The sequence below is a fragment of the Psychrobacter lutiphocae DSM 21542 genome (assembly GCF_000382145.1).
GTDB lineage: Bacteria > Pseudomonadota > Gammaproteobacteria > Pseudomonadales > Moraxellaceae > Psychrobacter > Psychrobacter lutiphocae.
Genome location: NZ_KB907624.1, coordinates 19,611 through 43,367, shown reverse-complemented (window position 1 = coordinate 43,367; position 23,757 = coordinate 19,611). Strand labels below are relative to the sequence as shown.

16 protein-coding genes, 2 tRNA genes and 1 CRISPR repeat array are annotated in these 23,757 nt (G+C 41.2%); of the genes, 10 read left to right on the top strand and 8 right to left on the bottom strand.

The features are described from left to right. The first annotated feature begins 224 nt into the window (after positions 1–224). Positions 225–677: an Lrp/AsnC family transcriptional regulator gene (locus H140_RS0101790; protein ID WP_026348746.1), complete on the top strand. Its 453-nt coding sequence runs from the start codon at positions 225–227 to the stop codon at positions 675–677. Between the two features lie 138 nt (positions 678–815). Here H140_RS0101790 and H140_RS0101785 read toward each other — a convergent pair whose 3' ends face one another. The 3 genes from H140_RS0101785 to H140_RS0101775 form a co-directional block, all read right to left on the bottom strand. Then, on the bottom strand, positions 816–1,505 hold the full coding sequence (locus H140_RS0101785; RefSeq protein WP_019671940.1) for a YoaK family protein: 690 nt from the start codon (positions 1,503–1,505) through the stop codon (positions 816–818). A 76-nt stretch (positions 1,506–1,581) separates the two neighbouring features. Further along, the gene (locus H140_RS0101780; protein WP_019671939.1) at positions 1,582–2,889 is read right to left on the bottom strand and encodes an ABC1 kinase family protein; all 1,308 of its coding nucleotides are present in this window, start codon (positions 2,887–2,889) and stop codon (positions 1,582–1,584) included. A gap of 144 nt (positions 2,890–3,033) precedes the next feature. Further along, complete coding sequence (locus H140_RS0101775; RefSeq protein WP_019671938.1) at positions 3,034–3,864, bottom strand: ion transporter; 831 nt, start codon at positions 3,862–3,864, stop codon at positions 3,034–3,036. A gap of 247 nt (positions 3,865–4,111) precedes the next feature. Between H140_RS0101775 and H140_RS0101770 the strand changes: the two genes are divergently transcribed. Then, complete coding sequence (locus tag H140_RS0101770; protein ID WP_019671937.1) at positions 4,112–4,858, top strand: YebC/PmpR family DNA-binding transcriptional regulator; 747 nt, start codon at positions 4,112–4,114, stop codon at positions 4,856–4,858. 180 nt (positions 4,859–5,038) lie between these two features. Here the strand turns inward: H140_RS0101770 and H140_RS0101765 are convergent, their stop codons facing one another. Next, positions 5,039–5,647 carry a methylated-DNA--[protein]-cysteine S-methyltransferase gene (locus H140_RS0101765; RefSeq protein ID WP_019671936.1) on the bottom strand — a complete coding sequence of 203 codons (609 nt, stop codon included), beginning with the start codon at positions 5,645–5,647 and terminating at the stop codon, positions 5,039–5,041. Positions 5,648–6,045: 398 nt separating this feature from the next. Continuing rightward, entirely contained in the window at positions 6,046–7,263 is a 1,218-nt protein-coding gene (gene ftsY / locus H140_RS0101760) for a signal recognition particle-docking protein FtsY (protein WP_019671935.1), read from the bottom strand. Between the two features lie 704 nt (positions 7,264–7,967). On the opposite strand from ftsY, the gene H140_RS0101755 reads away from it, so the two are divergent. From H140_RS0101755 to cas6f, 8 genes are all read left to right on the top strand, one after another. Then, positions 7,968–8,043, top strand: a tRNA-Val gene (locus H140_RS0101755). Positions 8,044–8,101: 58 nt separating this feature from the next. Next, positions 8,102–8,178 (top strand) — tRNA-Asp (locus H140_RS0101750). 443 nt (positions 8,179–8,621) lie between these two features. Next, entirely contained in the window at positions 8,622–9,611 is a 990-nt protein-coding gene (gene cas1f / locus H140_RS0101745; protein ID WP_019671934.1) for a type I-F CRISPR-associated endonuclease Cas1f, read from the top strand. Positions 9,612–9,899: 288 nt separating this feature from the next. Further along, on the top strand, positions 9,900–13,388 hold the full coding sequence (gene cas3f, locus H140_RS0101740; RefSeq protein ID WP_019671933.1) for a type I-F CRISPR-associated helicase Cas3f: 3,489 nt from the start codon (positions 9,900–9,902) through the stop codon (positions 13,386–13,388). A 224-nt stretch (positions 13,389–13,612) separates the two neighbouring features. Continuing rightward, on the top strand, positions 13,613–15,136 hold the full coding sequence (gene csy1 / locus H140_RS0101735) for a type I-F CRISPR-associated protein Csy1 (protein ID WP_019671932.1): 1,524 nt from the start codon (positions 13,613–13,615) through the stop codon (positions 15,134–15,136). Beyond that, positions 15,133–16,281 (top strand): type I-F CRISPR-associated protein Csy2, encoded by a 1,149-nt coding sequence (locus tag H140_RS16105; protein WP_019671931.1) that lies wholly within the window; start codon positions 15,133–15,135, stop codon positions 16,279–16,281. The genes csy1 and H140_RS16105 overlap by 4 nt, the downstream gene beginning before the upstream one ends. An 18-nt stretch (positions 16,282–16,299) precedes the next feature. Next, positions 16,300–17,271 carry a type I-F CRISPR-associated protein Csy3 gene (gene csy3 / locus H140_RS0101725; RefSeq protein ID WP_019671930.1) on the top strand — a complete coding sequence of 324 codons (972 nt, stop codon included), beginning with the start codon at positions 16,300–16,302 and terminating at the stop codon, positions 17,269–17,271. Further along, on the top strand, positions 17,271–17,867 hold the full coding sequence (gene cas6f, locus H140_RS0101720) for a type I-F CRISPR-associated endoribonuclease Cas6/Csy4 (protein WP_019671929.1): 597 nt from the start codon (positions 17,271–17,273) through the stop codon (positions 17,865–17,867). Before csy3 ends, cas6f begins: the two co-directional genes overlap by 1 nt. A 193-nt stretch (positions 17,868–18,060) precedes the next feature. Further along, positions 18,061–19,831: direct repeats of the CRISPR family, unit length 28 nt; unit sequence CTTCACCACCGCACAGGTGGCTTAGAAA. Between the two features lie 489 nt (positions 19,832–20,320). Here the strand turns inward: cas6f and purF are convergent. The 3 genes from purF to H140_RS0101705 all read right to left on the bottom strand — a co-directional run bounded on the left by purF (position 20,321) and on the right by H140_RS0101705 (position 23,602). Continuing rightward, complete coding sequence (purF, locus tag H140_RS0101715) at positions 20,321–21,865, bottom strand: amidophosphoribosyltransferase (RefSeq protein WP_019671928.1); 1,545 nt, start codon at positions 21,863–21,865, stop codon at positions 20,321–20,323. Positions 21,866–22,024: 159 nt separating this feature from the next. Further along, positions 22,025–22,564, bottom strand: coding sequence for a CvpA family protein (locus H140_RS0101710; protein ID WP_019671927.1), 540 nt, complete (start codon positions 22,562–22,564; stop codon positions 22,025–22,027). 3 nt (positions 22,565–22,567) lie between these two features. Next, the gene (locus H140_RS0101705; protein WP_019671926.1) at positions 22,568–23,602 is read right to left on the bottom strand and encodes a quinone-dependent dihydroorotate dehydrogenase; all 1,035 of its coding nucleotides are present in this window, start codon (positions 23,600–23,602) and stop codon (positions 22,568–22,570) included. Positions 23,603–23,757 lie beyond the last annotated feature (155 nt).

Sequence of the window (23,757 nt, the reverse complement as noted above, 5' to 3'; positions counted from 1 at the left end):
AACTTGTTACTATCATAGCAAAGTTTTTAAAAAACATTCCTGCAAAAAACATCCTTTTTTGGCGTATAATTAGCGAATAGCTCTAATTTTTAATTAATTACTAGTGAAAACCTCTAATTATTGTAATAAAGGCATCATATATGACCAAACCAGCAATACGTAAAACTCCAAGTCTATCCACTCGTACAAGTACCACACAAAATGATGCGCTTGACGCTTATGAAATGGACGCCACAGATCGACATATACTCGAGCTACTTCAACAAGATGCTCGCATGAGCATTACTGATATTGCTGAGGCAGTGCATTTGTCCGCCACACCCTGCGCCCGCCGTATCAAACGCCTTGAAGATGCTGGTATTATTATGGGCTATCACACCCTAGTTAATCCGCAAAAGCTGGGGTTTAGCTTAGCACTGTATATCTCGGTTAGCATGGACAGGCACACCGCAGAGCGCTTTGCTCAATTTGAACAAAAGATTCAAAGCTTTGAGGAAGTCATTAGTTGCAGCATTGTCACTGGACGTACTGAGGATTATTTGTTAAAGGTAGTGGTACGTGATATGGCACATTATGAAGAGTTTTTGTTGCATCGCCTTAATCGTATTGAAGGCGTCAGTCAAGTACACACAAGCTTTGAGCTGCGACAGGTCTTTAACCGTAGCGTACTCTGTTAAGTCTTTAGTCGCTTATAGTTGTCATCAACTTATAGCTTAGTAAACAGCTGTTAGTTATCAATAGTATTTAGCTATCAATAGTATTTAGCTATCAATAGTATATTAGGGGCTGTATCACAAGCTAATTACACAATACCTTTAGTTTGTGTTACTAATATCCGTACGTTTGGCGGGCAAACGATTTGATGCCGTTTGATAAAAAATAGCTGCCAATAATACAATGCTAATGGGAATTAACATCGCTGCATAGCCAAACTTAAAATAACCGTAAGCGCCCACCACGCCACCACCACAAAAACAATACCAAATAATAGCTTGAAATCCTAAAGTCATTTTATTAATGGGACGCCCTGCTAGCCAATTACCAATAGCAGCGCCCATATCTGAAGTCAATCCAGTTAAGTGAGTTGTACGGATAACCGCACCACTATAAGTTGCAACCATTGCATTTTGCAGGCCACAAGCTGCTGCTGCTAATAGTTGACCAAAATAGTCGTGATGAAAAAATAAAAAACAACTTAAAGCCAATAAGGCAGCTTCTACCACTAATGCCACACCGTATTGACGACCAAGACTTAACGAGCGTTGTCCAATTAACAAACCACTTAAAATAGCCCCTGCCAAAAAAGACAGCAAAGAGGCGCCAATAAACAACACTGTTGGCCAATCTAATCTAGCAAGTGCTGCTGAAAACAAACTAACATTGCCGGTGACGTGTGAGACAGATAAGTTGGTAAAGCCACTCAGTGCAATAATATTCACACAGCCTGCACTAAAGGCTAAAATAGCGCCACCAATTAATATCCAGCGAGGTAATTTGGTTATCATTATTCCCTACTTTTTAGCGTGTTATCTTTTGGTAGAGTTAGAGCTGTTGTAGGCTCATTCTTAGACTAACTCAAGATTAAGCGGTTGCCTGCCCTAACAAGCTTACTCGAGCATCATTAAACATATCCATATCTGGTGCCAACGTACGCATAAAGCGATCAAAATATAGCATCTGTTTGGTTAATAACGCAAAATCACGTGGGAAATGAATACCATGACGCTTGCCCACTTCCACAATCTCTAGCATCATCTTATTTAGCTCATCAGCTTGCTCTTTGCTATTAAAGGGCTTGCCGCTGGTATAGGTCTTATCCTCAGCCATAATACGGGTAATCATTTTTGCCAAATCACCCGCCAACTGCGCTTGATCTACTTTGCTACGCTCATGGGTCATGCCCATGTCTATCATACAGCCAGCCATAGTGACATAATCGCTTTCTTGTAGCGCTTGCATCATCCCCATACACGCCTGCCAGCTCTCTGGCGCCAGCTTACCGACGATACCAAAGTCAATAAAACCAATACGTCCATCATTAAGTAACATTAAGTTGCCAGCATGCAAGTCCGCATGAAAGCTATTGGCAAACATCAAGCTTGCAAACCACGTATTTAAAGTATCCGCCATTATCTGAGCTGGATCGTCACAATACTGGCGCATCGCCACCTCATCCACCATAGAAATACCATGCAAACGGCTCATGGTCAAAACCCGCTTGGTGCTCAGCGTCTCTATCACATCCGGTGCCACTACTCTGGTATTGCCAGTTGCCTGTAAAAACTGCTGAAAATCACGAATATTAGCCGCTTCTGCGATAAAATCGGTCTCTGCCAACATGCGGGTACGTATCTCATCAATTACAGGTGACAAACTGGCAAAACGCATCTGTGGCATTAAGCGCTCAAGCAAGCGAGTCACAGCGTGTAGCACCCCAAGATCTATCTGCATGATGACATCGACATCTGGCTTTTGTACCTTTAATACCACTTCACGGCCATCTGGCAAGGTGGCAGCGTGTACTTGGGCGATACTGGCTGAGGCCAATGGCTTGCGCTCAATATGAGCAAACAGATCATCCAAGCTTTGATTGCCTTGTAGCAGCTCTTCTTTGAGTACTTGCTCGATATATTTATAAGGTAGCGGTGTTGTTTGATCTAAAAAGCCTTGAAAGGCGATCACGTACTCACGTGGGAATAATGAAGGAGTGCTGGCAATAAACTGACCAATTTTTATATAGGTGGTACCCAGTTGTTCAAAGGTCTCACGCAATAGCACCGCATCTGGGCGCTCACCTTTTGCTACTCGTAATGCGGATAGGCCGACTACACTGGCAGTCTGGCGCACACGATTGGCAACATTAAAGGATTTTTTTAATAAATTGGGCATTGGGTTATCCGTATTTATTTCATCGAAATTCTGCTTGAACAGCGACTATCTTAGCACACCTGGCTTTAAGAGCTTGTATTCACTATTTATTACCATTAGGACATGCATAACTTATGAACACAAACTCTCACATACAGTCTCTAATTAAATATGTAAATCATGACCGCAGCGATCACAAAATTGTGCACCAGAAGCATGGCCAAACTTACCACAATTGGGACAAGTTACAGGATGCAACTGCGGGCGCATACTTTTGGTTAGTTCCGCAGTAAAGATACCCGTTGGTACCGCAATGATAGAGTAACCCGTCATCATCACCATGGTTGCAATAAACTGACCTAGTGGGGTTTTGGGTGACATATCGCCATAACCTACCGTAGTCAACGTTACTGTTGCCCAGTAAATCGATACAGGTATGCTGGTAAAGCCATTTTCTGGACCTTCAACCACATATACCACCGAACCAAAGATCATCACTAGCAATACTAAAGATAAGAAAAATACGGTAATCTTGTGCTGGCTAGTCTTTAATGCAGATGCTAAAAAACCAGCTTGCTGCATATAAGACTTTAGCTTTAATACCCGAAACACACGAAGAATACGTAAAATTCGTACGACAATCAGATACTGAACACCACCAAATATCAAACTTAAATAGCTGGGCAGTACTGATAATAAATCAACCACACCAAAAAAGCTAAACGCATAGCGAAAACGATTTGGTGCTGAGAAGAGGCGTAAGATATACTCTAAGGTAAACAAAATGGTAAAAAACCATTCTGCGTAAAAAAATATTCTTCCGTATTGCAAACGCAAATACAGCACACTATCAAGCATTACCACCGCAACACTAGCAGCAATGGCAATCAATAAGAAAATATCAAAAAACTTACCTAACGGCGTGTCCGTACCTTCAATGACAACATGAATACGATCGCGTAAGTTATTTAGCGTGTTCTTAGAGAGTTTTTTCATAAATATAGGTAACTGGTCTATAATAGCTACTCATTATACGTGAATATATTGGCAATGTTATCACTTACCCCAACTTTGTTGTTACTCAGTAGTTGTTTGTTGCCTTAGAGATTATATAGAATTCATTTTTTTGATTTTAGGCTTAGTTTTGTAGATTGTTATTCATTGTAGATTGTTATTCACTTAACCCATACACTCACTTAACCCATACACTGTTAACTATTAATTTTAATAAGGATAATTCATTATGGCAGGTCATTCTAAATGGGCAAACATCAAGCACAAGAAGGCCAAAGAAGATGCCAAGCGTGGCAAAATCTTTACCAAAATTATTCGTGAGCTGGTATCAGCAACTAAGCAAGGCGATCCAGACCCAGAAACCAACCCACGTCTGCGTGCTGCTGTTGAAAAAGCGCTGTCAGCAAATATGACCAAAGACACCATCAAGCGTGCCATCGAACGTGGTGCTGGTAACACCGAAGGCGGTGAAATGGATGAGCTGACCTATGAAGGTTACGGCGTTGGCGGTGTGGCAGTATTGGTTGAGACCATGACCGATAACGTCAACCGTACCGTCAGTGAGGTGCGTCATGCTTTCACTAAGTTTGATGGAAATTTGGGTACAGCGGGCTCGGTAGCATACTTATTTAGCAAACGTGGTGAAATTATTTTTGATGATGTGTCTTTAGAAGATGACATTATGCTGGTTGCATTAGATGCTGGCGCGCTAGATATCGAAAACGATGGTGAGTCATTACTGGTGGTCACTGAGCCTGATAACTTTGGTAAAGTAAAAGATGCTCTGACCGAAGCTGGCTTTGAATCAAGTAATGCAGAAGTCACCATGTCACCCTCGACCACAGCTCTCATTGATAATATTGAGGATGCTGAAAAAGTAATGAAGATGATTGATATGCTAGAAGATCTCGATGATGTTCAAGATGTCTATACTAACGTGGACTTCCCTGATGAGATTTTAGAGCAGTTAAGTTGAATCTTTTTTAGCCTATTAAGCTATTAAACCCTGAAAAACAGCCCACCAAGCAAAAACTGGTGGGCTGTTTTTTTGATAGCTGTGCTGTCGTTCTATGCCGCCCTTGTAGATTGTTGACTATATTTTGCTTGTTACTCTTTTACTTGTTGCTCTCTCTTTGATTGCCCTCTTTCTCTTTGATTACCCTCTTTCTCTTTGATTGCCCTCTTTGCTATTGTCCTGATTTGACTGCCATTCTAACTGCAATAACCAGCGCTTTTTGTCCAATCCACCGGTATATCCCCCTAGCCCACCATCACTGGCAATGACCCGATGACAAGGAATAACAATGCTAAATGGGTTTTTGCCATTGGCATTGGCAACCGCTCTATACGCTGTCGGTTTGCCTATATGTTGTGCAAGCGTGGCGTAGCTGATGGTGTCACCATAAGCAATCTGTCTCAATGCTTGCCACACGCTTTGTTGAAAAGCTGTGCCCATTGATAAATCTAACGGTAAATCAAATTGACAGCGCTTACCAGTTTCGTATTGGCTAAGTTGATGAATGGCGGTTAATAAGAGTAATTGGGCGGGGTTATCTTTGCTTAGGCTATTTTTATTAATGAATGAAATGTGGCTATCGGCTAGCTGATAGTGGATTTTTATCTTATTTAATGATTTTGAGCGTTGCCAGTGGTCATCGTTTAGCCAGTTGATAAACACCAGTACGGGCTTGCCGCTTGGCTCATGAGAGTGGCTTGCAAGCAGTAAGGAGTGGTTGGCAAAAGTGGTACTGGTAAGGATTAGCATGGGTTTATCGTGAATGTTTGGTGATTGTATGGATATAGGCTGTATTGATAAAGGTTTTATATATCCCACTCTCAACTTATTACAATCCGGTGTAGGCTGGCGCTTTTAGCTCAGCGAAATGTATTTATTAAGCTGATATGCTGGGCTAAAGCACCAGCCTACGCAAAGCGTTGAGAGTGGGGTTTTTATAAGCTGAGGGTGGACTGAAGGTGCGGTTTAGCCTCGATTGTAGCGGATATACTTGGTGACGCACAGGGTTGCAGGCGCTTGGCTAGAGGTGGTATCGCTGAGTCAGGAACACATCTAGCCTTAGCGCCTGCCCCTGTGCAAACCAAGATAGTAGCGAAAAGCGAGATGAGCTACTATTTATCCATCTTTATTATACGCTTTGTTATGCGTTACTCGTCAGTCTCAAATAAGGCGGCAACAAATTGCTTGGGACTAAAGGCGCGTAGGTCATCAATCGACTCGCCAACGCCAATATAGCGAATGGGAATGTCGGTGGTATTGGCAATATTGAACACCACACCGCCTTTGGCAGTGCCGTCAAGTTTGGTAATAGTGATGCCAGTTAAAGGTACGGCGTCATTGAAAATTTGCACCTGATTGATGGCATTTTGACCGGTGCCAGCGTCTAGCACAATCATGCCTTCGTGCGGTGCGGTAGGGTCGGCTTTGCGCATAACACGCACCACTTTTTTTAGCTCGTCCATCAAGTAGGTTTTGTTTTGTAGACGTCCTGCGGTATCGGCTATGAGCACATCGATATTTTTGGCTTTGGCAGATTGCATCGCATCGAATACCACTGAGGCACTATCGGCACCATGACCTTGCGCTACCACAGGAATGTTATTGCGCTCGCCCCAGACCTGTAACTGCTCGGTGGCAGCGGCACGGAAGGTGTCACCTGCGGCAAGCATCACTGACTTGCCTTCTGCTTGTAAACGCTTGGCAAGCTTACCAATAGTGGTCGTTTTGCCGACACCGTTGACCCCTACCACTAGGATTACAAAGGGTTTTTTGCTGGTATCAATAATCAGTGGCGCAACTTTGGGCTCTAATATTTCTACCAGCTCTTTTTGAAGTGCTTTATATAAAGAGTGGGAGTAAATCAAGTCGCCACGGGCGGCTTGCTCAGTGAGGCTTTTGATAATTTTATTGGTTGCATCTACCCCAATATCGGCAACCAGTAGCTGGTCTTCGACCTCTTCTAACAGCTCATCATCAATCTCTTTGCCGCCGATAAGGATGTTGGCGACCCCTTCGGCTAGGTTTTTGCGTGATTTTGTCAGTCCTGACTTCATGCGTGCAAACCAACCGCCACGCTTTTTGTTCTGTGCTGATTGCTCAGACGCATCTTGTGGCTTAGGCTGTGATTCAGGGGCTGGCGTGATCGCTTGGGTAGGCTCAGGCTCAGCAGTTGGCTGTGATTGCGCTTGTGGTACTGCTCCTGATTTGGTTTCTGGCTGTTGCGACTGTGCCACTCGTGGGGTCTCGATAATGCCAATGTCTGGCGTTACTGGCAGGCTCGGTAAGGTGATGTCATCGTCATCTAGCTCATCTAAGCTACCATCTAAATCTATGACGACTCGAGTTGGGTTGTTTGTATTGTTCATGGACGTCTCTTGTTAGGTTTATGATTATAAAGTGATGGTTTGGTTGATATAAAACCTGATAATGCTTAGTTTATCATAACTCGGGCATGGCTTGAGCTTGATAACTGTTTATAATAGGGATGAGTTGGCTTAGAGAATCTAATAATTGTTTGCTAGGAGTTACTAAAATATTAGAAGGTGCTTTTACAGTTGGTGTTTTTATTTATTGCGTATAAAGAGCAGTTTAAACAGAAGGTAATGCCTTTTTATGAACTTTGGGGAGTTTAAAACTATATCTGTTTAATTTTGTCGGATTACTTATAAAAATTTAAAAGCCACTTTTTTCAAAGTAATTTCAAAAAAAAATTTGACAACAAAAATTTAGCCTATATAATACGCACCTACATTCAGAGGATATATGGTTCTTTTGTTTGTTGTAAGTTAGATTTTTTGGAAATCCTATTTAAAGGATTTCCCTTGTAAGATCTAGCAGGAATTTAAGTTATCAGAAAATCCCCTCTAAGGGATTTTCTCTTGCGCAATCTATCTTTAATAGATGTTGCAAGGTATTTGGCTTTTAGCCAAGCACAGCTTGGCTCTTGCGAAGCTAAAAAGGTAGTGACTCTTTATAGTCATTAAAGGTATTTAAGTTATCAGAAAATCCCCTCTAAGGGATTTTCTCTTGCGCAAGGGATGAAGCAGTGCTTCATCTGTATCCTTGCTCAGGGTGATTAGCTCAGTTGGTAGAGCGTCTGCCTTACACGCAGAATGTCGGCAGTTCGAGCCTGTCATCACCCACCACTCTTTTATTGAGTAAACCACTTATTTTAGAAAGTGGCTAAATATTCTAAAGCGACTAGCAGCGGTAGTTCAGTTGGTTAGAATACCGGCCTGTCACGCCGGGGGTCGCGGGTTCGAGTCCCGTCCGCTGCGCCATATTTAAAACTTAAGTTATCTTTTAATTAAGTACAAAGTTTCAACCCTAAGCGTTCATTTGCTTAGGGTTTTTTTTGTGGGTGGTGGTTTTGCTTAGCCTTATAATACGTAGTTTTTAGGCTATAACTAATAAACATTACTATTTATTTTGTGGATTCTTATAGGCTTTGATATTCACTAGAACTGATTATTGGCTAATTAGCATTACTAATAAGAGGAGTTACGCTCAGCTTTATAACAAGACTGACTCAATGTGATATTTAAACGATAACTGATATTATAATTTAACTAACACCATCATTTAACTGAGGCTGTAATTTGGACGACAATTACTGTCGCCTATTGTGTTGGTTGCTATTGTCTGTGTGTCACTTTTTGTTTATCATCAATTAATGCAGATATTAATAAAGATGTTAATTAAAAAGTGACTTCAAGGACGACTCATGCCAGCCAAAAACCCCTACCTTGACACCAGCTTTGTCTCCTCAGATCTAAAGACCATCTTGCACTCCAAACGTGCCAATATCTACTATTTATCTCACTGTCGCATCCTTCAGAAAGATGGTAGGGTGCTGTACCTCACCGAAGAAGACAAAGCCAATCAATACTTTAACATCCCCATCGCCAACACCACCTCCCTACTTCTCGGCACAGGCACCTCCATCACCCAAGCCGCCATGCGCTTGCTATCACAAGCTGGCGTACTCGTCGGTTTTTGTGGCGGTGGTGGTACGCCGCTGTTTATGGGTAGCGAGAAAGAAATCTTTGTCGAATGGCTGACCCCACAAAGCGAATACCGACCTACTGAATACATTCAAGGCTGGATGAGCTGGTGGTTTGATGATGACAAACGTCTGCAAGCGGCTCAACTCATGCAACTGGCACGCATCGAATTTTTACGCTCCGTATGGCAGCGCAACAAAGCATTCAAACAACATGGCTTTGACAGCCAGCAACCAGATATCACAAGCTTACTAGATAAGCACCAAAGCCAAATTTCGTTGCAAAATAGCGTCATGCACCTACTGCAACTAGAGGCCCGCTTAACCAAATCTTTGTACAAAGTGGCCGCAGAAAATACCAATTATAATGGCTTTAGCAGAGAGCACGACGGACTTGATAAAGCCAATGCATTCCTAAATCATGGCAATTATCTAGCTTACGGGCTTGGCGCAACCACTGCTTGGGTGCTCGGCATCCCCCATGGCTTTGCGGTGATGCATGGTAAAACCAGACGTGGCGCATTGGTATTTGATATCGCTGACATTGTGAAGGATGCGCTGGTGTTACCACTGTCCTTTATTTGCGCTAGCGAAAACCGCAGCGAGCAAGAGTTTCGCCAAGAGTGCTTAAACTACTTTACTCAATATAAGGCGCTTGATGAGATGTTCGATGTGGTTAAGGGATTGGCATTAAAAACCGATTGGAATTAAGCCGCTAGCTTTTAAACTGCTACTTGTTGAACAGCTCGTTTTGTAGCTTATCCTGCCATACGCTACTATCTTGCTTGCCACTTGGGCGGTGACTAATAGCCAGCAGTGTTCCTGTTATCTCGATACCCCTTCTGGCTAAGTCACCGCAACCAAGTGGTCAAGCAAGTATATCCGCTACTGTCAGGGCTAAACCGCTCTATATATTCAAACTTATTTTGAAATACAGAGCTTTAACATCTAAATCCAAAAAAACATAAATAATCGAAGACATCGCTCAAGGAAACCCCCATGCTCGTCACCCTCGTCTCTCAATGTGAGAAAAAAGCCTTAAAGCGTACTCGGCGTATTTTGGATGCCTTTGCCAATCGTATTGGCGATAATGTGTGGCAAACGGCGATTACCGAAGAGGGTTTGGTTACAGTTAAAAAGCTATTAAGACAATCAGCAACCCGCTCAACGGCGGTTAGTTGCCACCGAGTGCGTACCCGCCAACGTACTGAGCTGGTTTGGATTGTGGGTAATAAACGTAAATTTAATGAAGTGGGGATTGTGCCGGTTAACTGGACCGAAGATGATATAACGGCTTATCAAGACAGTTTTGAGTGGAAAAGTTTACCCCTAATTCAATATGCCAGTGCTATAGCAGGTTTATTCCATGATTTTGGCAAAGCTAATAAATTATTTCAAGATAAAATAAATCCTAATCTTAAAACAGAGACTTTTGAACCTTATCGCCATGAGTGGGTGTCGTTAAGATTATTTGAGGCTTTTGTTAGAGATAACGACGATGAAACATGGCTAAATAAATTAGCGAATGGTCACTTTGAGAATACGACTAATATATACCGTGATGGTATTGATAAAATTTCAATAGAAAATCGTAATCCATTTAATAGATTACCTCCTTTTGCTCAACTGGTCGCATGGCTGATTGTGTCGCATCATAAACTGCCTATTTATCCTCAATACAAAAACAACCTTGAAAATAAAAATAAAAACAATCTTAAAGACCCTCTACCACTATTTGAGGATATACCTAAGTGGTTTAAGTATTTTAAAGATTTTTGGAACTCACCTAATTGTGTTGATGATGAGCAAGCATCACGTATCAAAGACAATTGGTCATTTAATGAAAATACTCTACCTTATCATAGTCATCAATGGCGCTCTCATGCCTGCTTAATAGCAAGTGAAGCAAAAGGTGAATTACAACCCTACCTAAATAGTCTAACTCATCGGGAAGATGCCACACCTAAACTTAGCCTATTACATGATAGATTATTTAGCACTCACCTATCACGTTTGGCTTTGATGATGGCAGACCATTATGTTTCCTCATTAGATATTGAAACCAGTAAGAGCGCTCGGCATTTAGGTAAATATAAAGATGATAGATATAGCGTTTACGCCAATACCGATTGGGATGAAAATGACACCAAAGTTTATAAACAACAGCTTGACCAGCACCTCGTCGGCGTGGGTCGAGAAGCTGAAGAAATTAGTAAAAACCTACCTCGCCTAAAGCGTGAGTTAAACGGCTTACTCGATAATGACTTTTTGGCAAACTTACTTAAAGATAACCTTAAGGAGCAAAATCTAACTAAAGATAAAGCAAAGCTACTGGTTGAAAAGTTTAGCTGGCAAGACGATGCACAAAAGCTCGCTAAATCAATAGGTAGTAACACAGATAAAAATGGGTTTTTTGGCATCAATATGGCGTCTACTGGTAGTGGTAAAACGCTTTGTAACGCTAAAATCCTCTATGCTATCGGACAACAAACAGGACGGGTTCGCTTTAATGTTGCGCTTGGACTTAGAACTCTAACCTTACAGACTGGTAAAGAGTTTCAAGAAGTCATGAAACTAACTGAAGAAGATTTATCTATTGCCGTAGGCGGTATTACAGTAAAAGCTTTATTTGAGAAAAATCAAAATAAGCATCAAGATTCTGTAAAGAAAGAAGACACTGAAACGCTAGGCAGTGAATCTGCTGATGATTTTATTAATGCAGAGCTTTATCTCGACTATCAAGGTAAAGTAACCAATCATCCTTTAACCAAATGGACTAAAAATAAACCTCGTATCAATAAGCTATTATTACCTCCAGTTTTAGTTTGTACCATTGACCATTTAATTCCTGCTACAGAAGGCATTAGAGGCGGGCAACAAATTGCCCCCATGCTTCGACTTCTAACTAGTGACTTAATCCTCGATGAACCTGATGACTTTGGATTAAGCGATTTACCAGCGTTATGTAGACTTATCCACTGGTCGGCAATGCTAGGTAGCCGTGTGCTTTTATCAACCGCTACCATGCCCCCTGCTCTAGTTTTTGCCTGTTTTGAAGCTTATAAAAGTGGTTGGAAAGAATATGCGAAAGCAAATATTGCGGATTGGGACAATAACATTCAATGCGCTTGGTTTGACGAAACCCAAAAGCCAATTGAAGCTTTGATTGAATTTGATAATTTCAAAGGATTTAAGACTGCCCATGAAAAATTTGTTACTACTCGTATAAACGCTCTAAAAAAGCTACCGCCAAAGCGTATTGGTAAAATCGCAATTATAAATGAAGATGCTACTTTAACTGCTCATGAAAATATGGCAAATACAATCTATGATGAAATTAGCCAGCTTCACCAAGCTCATCATCTAAGCAAAGATAACAAGCATGTCTCAATCGGGTTGGTTCGTATGGCAAATATTGATCCCTTGATACAAGTTGCTAAATATCTATTGGCAAAGGATGCACCCAAAGATACCATCATTCATTATTGTATTTATCACAGTCGTTTTCCCCTAGCTATTCGCTCTCACATTGAACAAAACCTTGATACCATATTGAAGCGTAAAGACCCTAAGCAAATTTGGACTATTGATAAAGGAGTTGGCGCAAACATCAATTCAAGCTCGCATACACATCATGTATTTGTCGTTTTAGCATCGCCTGTTGCCGAAGTTGGACGTGACCATGATTATGATTGGGCGATAGTTGAGCCTAGCTCTATTCGCTCAATGGTGCAGTTGGCTGGTCGAGTATTGCGTCATCGAGACCACCATCCTACATCTGCTAATATTAGCTTGCTCAATAAAAATGTTAGAGCCTTAAAAAACGAAGAAAAATGTTTTGTTAAACCTGGATTCGAGCAAAAAAAATTAAAATTAACTGACCACGATTTAAGCAATGTTTTACAAGAAGCCAATTATTTAAGCATTGATTCAACTTCGAAAATTATTAATCCTGTTAATTTCCAACCTAACAATCCTAAAACCCAGTATCTTGATGAACTTGAACACAAAGCATTACACAGACAACTGCTTCATGATACACAAACTCATCAACATGCTTCTAACTGGTGGAAACATCATCCGCATTGGAGTGGTGAAATCCAACGCCAACAGCGTTTTAGAAAGTCAGTTAAAAGTGATTCATATCACTTATGGTTAACAGATACGTTTATTAAGCCTACCTTTAAATGGGCTAACCCTGATGAGCATGACCCTACCAAACGTTTTCATCCAGCTAAAAACGTAGGTGTTACTTTTCATATTAAAGATAATGACGAATTATTAAAAGGTGCTGGTAATAAATTCTGGTTTGATTTAAACCCTTTATCTGTTTATCAAAAGCTTATTGAAGATTTCTCTAATGAAGATAAAAACTACGATTTAGAGAGTATCAGTCAGAAGTTTGGTGAAATAAAACCATCACCCTATCAAAATGATAACGTACCCTTTATTTATCAGTATCAGTTAGGCTTATATCAAGAACAATGACTCGATATCTTTATATTAAGCCACCTGTGCGGTGGTAAAAGAATTTTACTAAGCTACTACTCTCTAAGTCACCTTAGCGGTGATAGGTGCATAATAGATTAAAAATCATATACTGTAAAATATATATTTTCTATTAATAAGCTACTACGGTTATTGTTTTTTTAAAAATCTTAATGTATTATCTTATTTAATGATTAATTAACTAAAAACTATAAGGACTTGCTATGTCATCCGAAGCGAAAAAATCTTGGCGAGACGTCATAACTCAATACATCGATGACCTAGGTGAACAAAACAAAATCGATAAAATGAAAGGTGCAATTATTGCGACCGCTTTGTTCAATCATTTAGTTACCGCCAAGGCTGATGACACTAAGCAGAATAAAGCGTTGCAAAAAGAGCTTAATAGACTGAACAAGATGTCGCTTAATGAAAGAAGTTTACCCAAAATCGAAAAAATGTATCAGGATTTTATTGATAATGAATGGATCACGTCCATTGATGACACACTCAACAAATTAAGGTCGATGACTGATTATCATCATATATGGTTACGCTATGCTTTGTTACAAATCGACTATGTCACTCCAGCGACTCATGTCGCCAAGCTTACCCATTCTAGCAGTGGTGGCTCATCAATTATGGATGAAGTTGATGATGTTAAAGCTGAATATCTTACTACTAGTTCATTAAATAATATTACCTATGATGGTGCTTATCCTAATGCCAGTTTATCCAAAATAGCTAAATTTCTATTACTGACTATAGACGACAAACCCTTAGGTAAACTGTTGAAAGCTAGCAATAGCGTACCTTTTCAAAATATTCTAAAAGAGGATGAGTTAAACGAGCTAATAACTGGTTTTAAAAATAAATTAAATCCTAAACCTAAAGCTGACTCACTTGCCAAACAAGTCTATTACCCTGTCGATGACGACTATCATTTACTGGTGGTATTAAAACCATCCTCATTGATACAAGCTATTTATGACAACTATTTCTTTAAAGATATTAGAAAAGAGCGAGATAAAGTTTACAAACAAAAAGAAAAAGGTAAATACAGCGCCGACATATTACAAAGCCTACCAAACATCGTCACTTTATCAACTGTAATGAGCCAACCTCAAAACGTATCGGTGAATAATGGCAGTCGGGGCGGTAACATTCGTTTGTTTAACAGTGCACCTCCAGTTTGGCAAAGTCAGTTAAACCCACCAATAAAATTAAAAAGTATGTTCAATGCTCGCCTACTAAACCGTTACGCTTGGGACAATATTGTAGCGCTTCGAAAAATGTTAATGACTTTTGAGAATGCAGATATTAGCTTTAAAGACCCCAACAGATTAAAAGGTATCAGTAATTGGGTGAAAGCTATCGCTCATAATGTCATTGATTACTCGCAGACCCTTGCCATATTACCTGCTGGCTGGACGAATGACTCAGAATGTAATTTGCCTATAGCCCAGCAAATATTCTTAGACTTTGATAGAAAGGATGACGAGTTTGTGAAGCTAAAACAACAAAGCGACTGGCAAGGGCAATTGGTTAAAGATTTCGTGGTCTGGCTTAACAAAGCTCTTAAAGGAAAAAATAACGAATTTATTGCCAGTAGTGAGCATAGCCGTGTTTGGCGTGATATTTTTGCAAATATACTACGAGAACACATGGAGGTTATAAATGAAGATAGTGGTGATTGGAAGAATGTTCAAAATAATGACTCTAGTATGCAACAGGAGGCTACGGTATGAAGCTGATATGTCTTAATCGCATTAAAGTACAAAATGCTAATGCGGTAGCTGGTCTGACTACAGGGTCGATTAGTCCTACTGCTATTATGGGGGTTACTCATGCGCTACAACGAAAAATGGATGACCATTTCAAAGATGACTCCTTAGAGTTATTAGGCACAGCAATGATAGTGCATGAACACCATCAGCACACCTTTAGAAACGACAATGGCGCAATCAAATTCACTCAATCACGTAACTCACCTTATTTACATGGATTGACGGATGAGAAAAAACGCAGTACCGCCTCTGTCATTGAAGAGGGCAAGATGAATGTGAATTTATCATTGTTAATTGCATACGAAGGTTTTGTTATTGATAGTGACGATGTTATTAGCTGGTTAAATACGCATTGCCGTTTATTGCGTATTGCTGGCGGTAGTATCTTAGATATTGATAACATTGATTTAATATCGATTAATGCCAGTGACGATGCGACTCAAAAACGACAATTGAGACAACTTGTACGCTCATTGCTCCCCGGCTTTGTATTATATGAGCGTGGTGACTTACTTGCCTCTCATGCCAAAGAGCAAGGGCTTGATACCTTAACTGCTTGGATTGACTTTGCCTCGCTAAAGCAATCTGCTCGACCTGAGCATACGTTACTTGATAAACACCTAGAGTACTTAGAAGATGTCTCTCTCTGGCAAACCTGGCAAAAATATTTATCAACACCCTATCACAATACTGAAATACCAACCGTTATTAGTCAATATTTCGACGGTCTTGAAGATAATAAATCACTAAAAAAACTCTTAAAACAATGGCAAGATTATATCAATCCTGATAATAAAACGGTGGCAGATTGGGAGTATGTACCCAAACCTGCTTCGGGATATTTAGTCCCTATCATGACAGGTTATAAAGCCATTAGTCCTGTTTATAAAAATGATGACGTTGACAATACTCGCGATGCTAGTACAGACGTTTGCTTTGTAGAAGCCGTACATAGCATTGGTGAATGGCAAAGTGTACACCGCATTGAAGATTTAAAGCAATTACAACAATCATTATGGTGCTATGACTACCAACCTAACTGGTATTTATGTAAGCAAAACTATCAACCTAAAGTAGATAACAATATCGACCCTTACTTGATTTAACTTACTGGAGATTTAATTATGAATATCGACCTACCAAACTTACTATCATTTGAGCGCAAGCTTGAAAATTCTGATGCGCTTATGTTTTCAGGAAACTGGGATGACAAAGATGCTAACGATTGGCAACCTATCAAAATCATTCCTCGTTTAAACCGTTCTACGCAAAGTGCTCAAGGCATTAGTGATGATAAAAAGACTCGCCCCAACCCTGTTGCATCAAGTAACGATGATGCAAACCTACCTTTAGAGCATGATACTTTAAAGGTTAGCTTCACCCTACGCCTTATCGGTAATCTAGGATTACCTTTTGCTTGTAATAGCCCCGAGTTTGAGACCGCAATTAAGCAAAAAGTTGATGAATTTAAACAAACAGATATGCTAGATGAGCTTGCCAAACGCTATGCTTATAATATAGCAAATGGTCGCTTTTTATGGCGTAACCGTGTCGGTGCTAAGAACATTACTATTAAAGTTACGATTGATAGACAAGATAGTGATGGGCAAAGCGAATCTTTAAGATTTAATGCTTACGATTATAGTTTAAATAATTTCAACGATGCTGATGAAAAAATAACTAAATTAGCAGACGCTATCAAAGAAGGTCTTGCTAGCGATACGTTTGTTTTTATTGCCGTCGATGCGTTTGTTGAACTTGGTAGCGGACAGCGTGTATTTCCATCTCAAGAAATGAACATGGGTGAAAAACGCAAAGTATTATTTAAGATTAATGACCAAGCCGCTATGCATAATGTCAAAGTTGGCAATGCTTTACGTACGGTTGATGATTGGTTTGCAGATGCTGAATTTCCTATTGCCGCAGAACCTTTTGGTGCAGTGACCCAACGTGGACAAGCTTATCGTAAAAGCAAAAATGACTTATATACTTTAATGGTTGCATGGGTAAATGATGCTGAATTAGCTGATGAGGATAAAGCTTATATCGTCGCTAACTTAATCAGAGGTGGTGTGTTTAGTAAAGGTGGCGATTAATGAAATATTATCAAGAACTCACTATTCTCCCTGATCCTGAAATCAGTGGCTACTTTATCTGGAGTAAGCTGTATAACCAGCTTCATATCGCACTGGCAGATATTAAAAACACACATAAAATTGAGACGATTGGCGTAAGCTTCCCTGACTATTACTTTGATAGTAAAAACGGTAAATCATCTAAACTGGGTAATAAACTGCGTGTGTTTGCGCCTAATAAGGAGGGTTTAGAGAATCTTAACCTTAACAAATGGCTTGAGCGTTTGACTGACTATGTGCATATTAAGCCCATAAAAGATGTGCCTGATAAAATAGAGGGTTACTTAAGCGTTCATCGCTACCGCTTTAAACCAGTTGAAATACAAGCAAGGTCATTGGCTAAAAAATTAGGAATTAGTTTAGATGATGCGATGGCAACAATCGCTAAACGAAAGCCCGAAAAGCCAGTGCCCTACATTAGGCTAATGAGCGAAACCAATAAATCGCCATATATGCTTAAGGTATTACAACAACCTGCTGACAAACCAACACTGGGAGAGTTTAATACTTATGGTATGAATGGCATGAGTGATAATATCACTGTACCACATTGGTAAAATAGCTTTTATAGTTATAAAACTAGGTAATGACGAATGACCCAAAAAGAGGATGTAAAAAACCCTCTTTTTGACCTATTTAAAAACTTGTAATAGAATCAAAGAGTTATGATATAGTCAAAGAAAGAGGGTAAAAACAGGGTTTTTACCCTCTAAGCATTGTCATAACTCACTTTTTTGAGGTATAATTCCTCTTCACCACCGCACAGGTGGCTTAGAAATACGTCTTCCGGCATCTTCTCTCTGTGTGTAGCTTCACCACCGCACAGGTGGCTTAGAAATCACGGCATACCAACTCAAAACCAAGTTGATTCTTCACCACCGCACAGGTGGCTTAGAAATTAATCACTTTATGCTTATAATTATATTATATCTTCACCACCGCACAGGTGGCTTAGAAATTAATCACTTTATGCTTATAATTATATTATATCTTCACCACCGCACAGGTGGCTTAGAAACCCGAACAGCTACCAACTGTTCGAGGGATTCTGCTTCACCACCGCACAGGTGGCTTAGAAATAACTGTTTATTAATACTACTCCTTGAACCTTCTTCACCACCGCACAGGTGGCTTAGAAACACAGCAAGCAAATGGGGCAAACACTGCTTGACTTCACCACCGCACAGGTGGCTTAGAAATGTTCTATAATTCTCATAATCTATTACTCCCACTTCACCACCGCACAGGTGGCTTAGAAATCTACCGTGATGATTTTAGATAGGGTTTCTTGCTTCACCACCGCACAGGTGGCTTAGAAATCCTGAGGATATAGCTCATACTGAGCAAAGTCCTTCACCACCGCACAGGTGGCTTAGAAAACTCGCAAGCTGGAACGCTTGGAAAGCGGTAGCTTCACCACCGCACAGGTGGCTTAGAAAAATGCCCCTAGAGTCTTAATAGCTTTCACATCCTTCACCACCGCACAGGTGGCTTAGAAAAGTTTTACGATGCGCTTAGCACAACTACTGTACTTCACCACCGCACAGGTGGCTTAGAAAAATCGTGTGATAGACCTTATCGAATTCACCTTCTTCACCACCGCACAGGTGGCTTAGAAATTTGAGGTTGTTGATAGCAATGGTAGTGTCCACTTCACCACCGCACAGGTGGCTTAGAAAAACGTGGATTTAAAACATGGGCGAGCCTTCCACTTCACCACCGCACAGGTGGCTTAGAAAACCTGATTCAGGGCTGTAAGCGACGTTTATTCCTTCACCACCGCACAGGTGGCTTAGAAAAGTATTCATAATTGTTAATATCACAAACTTGGCTTCACCACCGCACAGGTGGCTTAGAAATCAAGCGAATTGGTGGCGATTGCAAATACAGACTTCACCACCGCACAGGTGGCTTAGAAAAAACGAATAAACACCTTCACTCTCACTATCATCTTCACCACCGCACAGGTGGCTTAGAAATATCGACGAGCAAGAACGCATCAAACGCAAGCCTTCACCACCGCACAGGTGGCTTAGAAAGACCAGCATACGAAAAGCAGTCGCTCTAAACCCTTCACCACCGCACAGGTGGCTTAGAAATTACCCTTAGTTGATATGAATATTATATTCCTCTTCACCACCGCACAGGTGGCTTAGAAAATGAGTTGATTTTGGTTTGATAGCTTGGAATTCTTCACCACCGCACAGGTGGCTTAGAAATGCTTTGAATTTAGTGACCTTCACAAAGACGACTTCACCACCGCACAGGTGGCTTAGAAACATCTGTTGTTGCTATTACCCAGTCTGTCCAGCTTCACCACCGCACAGGTGGCTTAGAAATTCAATCAGTGCATTAGACTTTGATATAACAATCTTCACCACCGCACAGGTGGCTTAGAAAACACGTCAGCAGGGACTTTGTATTTTTTTAAGCTTCACCACCGCACAGGTGGCTTAGAAATGCTTAGAAAGTGAATCTAGCTTTGAGAAGTTACTTCACCACCGCACAGGTGGCTTATGAGAGCCGTTAAAACCACTTGAAATTAGCCACTGCAATTTAACTTCGAGCATAGCTCTACGTCTTGCGCATCGGGCAAGTATGCCCCACATACTTGCTATTCCTCGCTCACGCAAGGGAAATCCTTTGAATAGGATTTCCAAAGAGTCTAACACCCAGCTAAACTTGATAAAATAAAACCACCGCACAGGTGGCTGGTTGCGTTCGTTTGGATACTCTGTGACCTTTTATGTTGAGGCTTTGAGTGTGAATTGAAGGTGCGGTTTAGCCTCGATTGTAGCGGTTATCCTTGGGTGACCACTGGCTTGCAGTGACTTAGCTAGGTGTGGTCGCTCGAATGTTGGAACATGCCTAGCGAGTAGTCACTGCGCCAGTGGGTGCGCAAGATAATAGCGAAAAGCGAGATTGGCTCTTGTTATATTTGGTTAGGTTTAAAAAAACCTGCCTTGATCTCAAGACAGGTTGTTTGTGATGATAAGTGTTTGGGGGTGGTTTAGGAGGCTTCGTCTTCTGGTACGCCAGTCATATCGACTGGAGTGTCAGTGATGACTTGGACGTTGCCTTGTTTGTTTTTGGCTTTGTCGTTGCGTTGTTGTTGTAGGTATTGTAAGTATTCTTCGGTGATATTACCTGTGATGTATTTTCCATCAAATACGGCACAGTCAAAGCCTTCGACTTTGCTGTGCTTGGTGTCTTGTACTGCGTCAACTAGGTCGTCTAGTTCTTGGAAAATAAGGCGGTCAGCACCGATAATCTGGCGTACTTCTTCTACGCTATGTCCTGAGGCGATGAGCTCTTGGCGTACTGGCATGTCGATGCCGTAAACATTGGGGAATTTGACTGGTGGTGCTGCGCTGGCAAAAAATACTTTGTTGGCGCCAGCGTCACGTGCCATTTGGATGATTTCTTGGCAGGTGGTGCCTCGGACGATTGAGTCATCGACCAATAAAACGTTTTTGTTTTTGAATTCTAGGGGTACTGCATTTAGCTTTTGACGTACTGATTTTTTGCGCTGTTGTTGACCTGGCATGATGAAAGTGCGGCCAATGTAGCGGTTTTTCATAAAGCCTTCACGATATTTGATATTTAAGTTGAGCGCTAGCTCCATTGCTGAGGTGCGTGAGGTGTCTGGTATGGGGATGACGACGTCTATATCGTGATCTTCACCCCATTCATGGCGAATTTTTTGTGCTAGTTTTTCGCCCATGCGTAGGCGGGCTTTATAGACGGAGATGTTGTCGATGATGGAGTCTGGACGGGCAAAATATACATACTCGAACATACATGGGGTGTGTTCCTTGGGTTCGATACACTGATGGGTATGTAGGTTGTTTTCTAAGTCAATAAAGATGGCTTCGCCAGGCTTGACGTCACGCACGACTTTGAAGCCTGAGCCAGTTAAGGCAACTGACTCTGAGGCGACCATATATTCTGTGCCACCATCTGCTGCTAGGCGTTCACCATAAATGAGTGGGCGAATGCCGTTAGGATCTCGAAAGGCAATCAAGCCTTGACCGGTGATCAAGGCCACGACTGCATAGGCACCCTCGATGCGCTTATACATGGAGCTTATGCCAGTGAAAATGTCTTGGGGGGTTGGTTTGGTTTTACCCAGTGCTTGAATTTCATGCGCCAATACATTTAATAGTACCTCTGAGTCTGAGTTGGTATTAAGGTGGCGCAAGTCATCCTGATATAGCTCTTTGGCAAGCGTTTCGGCATTGGTTAGGTTGCCATTATGCGCCAGCGTTATGCCATAAGGAGAATTGACGTAAAAGGGCTGTGCCTCTGCGCTACTTGAGGTGCCAGCGGTGGGGTATCTAACGTGGCCAACGCCAAAATCACCAACCAATCGCACCATATGGCGCGTCATAAATACATCACGCACCATGCCGTTGTCTTTACGTAGGAAAAAACGCCCATCTTTCATGGTCACAATACCAGCGGCATCTTGACCCCTGTGTTGTAGTACTGTCAAAGCATCGTATAACATCTGATTGACTGGTTCGTGCGCTGCGATACCTACAACTCCACACATACTCTATCCTTTTAAAAAAGTCTTTATTGGTTAGAAGATTAATTTAGTGGTGGCTAAATCAAACTTATTACTGAGGTTATCAGCTTGTAACTGAGACCGGCTATACGGACACGCTTTCTTTATGTGATGTGGCGCTATGCCTAACATAAAGCACTGCGTTTAATAAGTATTAGCTTGGTCATCTATTGCATCAACGTCTTGTTCGGGCATGTCAATTTGTTCCCATGCACCGCTTAATACGTCAGCTGCAAATTCTTGGGCAAAAGGAGCATATGGCATTAGCTCTGGTGCCATAATTGATGATTGCCACATGGAGGTTGTCATCAGTGCTGGCGCTGAGACACTCAGCAATACCAACACCACTAAAATATTTTTGGCAGCACCCAAAATACCACCCAAAAACTTGTCGACAAAGCCAAGTTTTAGGCTGTTAACTATGCCAGATACTATTAAGGTAAATAGCTGGATGACCAGTAACACTACCAGCACCACTACTAAAAACCCAGCGCCCATTTGCAACACAGGTGATTGTACAACCCCTGCCAAATGCGGTGCCACATCATCTGCCAAACGGGTGGCCGCCAATAAGGCGATAAACCAACCCACTAAGGAGATAGAGCTACGAATAAAGCCGGCAGCAAAGCCTCGCCACAATCCAAATAAAACAATTAGGGCAATAATGATATCTATCGCACCCATAATCTATCTCTGCTGACTGTCACGATGACTGGCAATGGCTTCGATACATTGTTGTACCAATTTTGGCCCCTTATAAATCATACCGCTATACAGTTGTATCATTTGTGCGCCTGCTTTAATTTTGCGTACTGCCTTATCACTACTATCAATACCACCAACGCCTATAATTGGTAACTTACCTTCCAATCGTTCGGCAAATTGTTCGATAATTTGGTTACTTAGATGCCCCACAGGACGACCAGATAATCCACCAGCTTCATCACCATAACGTAAGTCTTCAACACCCGTACGACTTAAAGTGGTATTGGTTGCAATCAAGCCGTCAATATCAAAATCAATCAGTTGCTGGGCAATATAATCTACTTGCTCGGTTGTTAAGTCTGGCGCAACTTTTAGCACCATAGGCACATAAAAGCCATATTCGGTTGCCAACTGGTTATGACGAGTTTTGATCGCATCTAACAGCTCGGTTAATGCATCACCACTTTGTAAATCACGTAGATTTTTGGTATTTGGTGATGAGATATTTATGGTGATATACGAGGCATATGGATAAACACGCTCAAGACAATATATATAGTCATTAGCTGCATTTTCAACGGGTGTCACAGCATTTTTTCCAATATTAATACCGATAACCCCTTGATATTTGCACTTTTTTACATTGTTAACCAGATGCTCAACGCCTAAGTTATTAAACCCCATACGGTTGATAATCGCACCAGCCTCTTTTATTCTAAACAATCTCGGTTTGTCATTACCTGCTTGTGGCTTTGGAGTGACTGTGCCTATTTCAAGGTAGCCAAAACCCAGCTCGGCTAAGGCATCAATATAATCCCCGTTTTTATCCAGACCTGCCGCCAACCCGACTGGGTTGGAAAATTGAATACCCATACACTGAGTCGGCAATGACTGCTGAGAATAAATAAAGCCAAGCGCATGCGCTTTATGGGCTTTGTCAAGTAATTTTAATGTTAGGTCATGGGCGTGCTCTGGATCTAAATTGAATAAAAAAGGACGTAATAAGGCATAAGACATAACGTTGGGTAACCTGTTATGGATAAGTGATTTATAAGGAGCAGCTCAGATCAAGTTAATCATGCTATTTGCGCTACTCACGCAAAGACGATACTAAAACACAGACGATTATAACAGCATAACTGATGCAATTCATTGGTTTGTCATAACAAAAA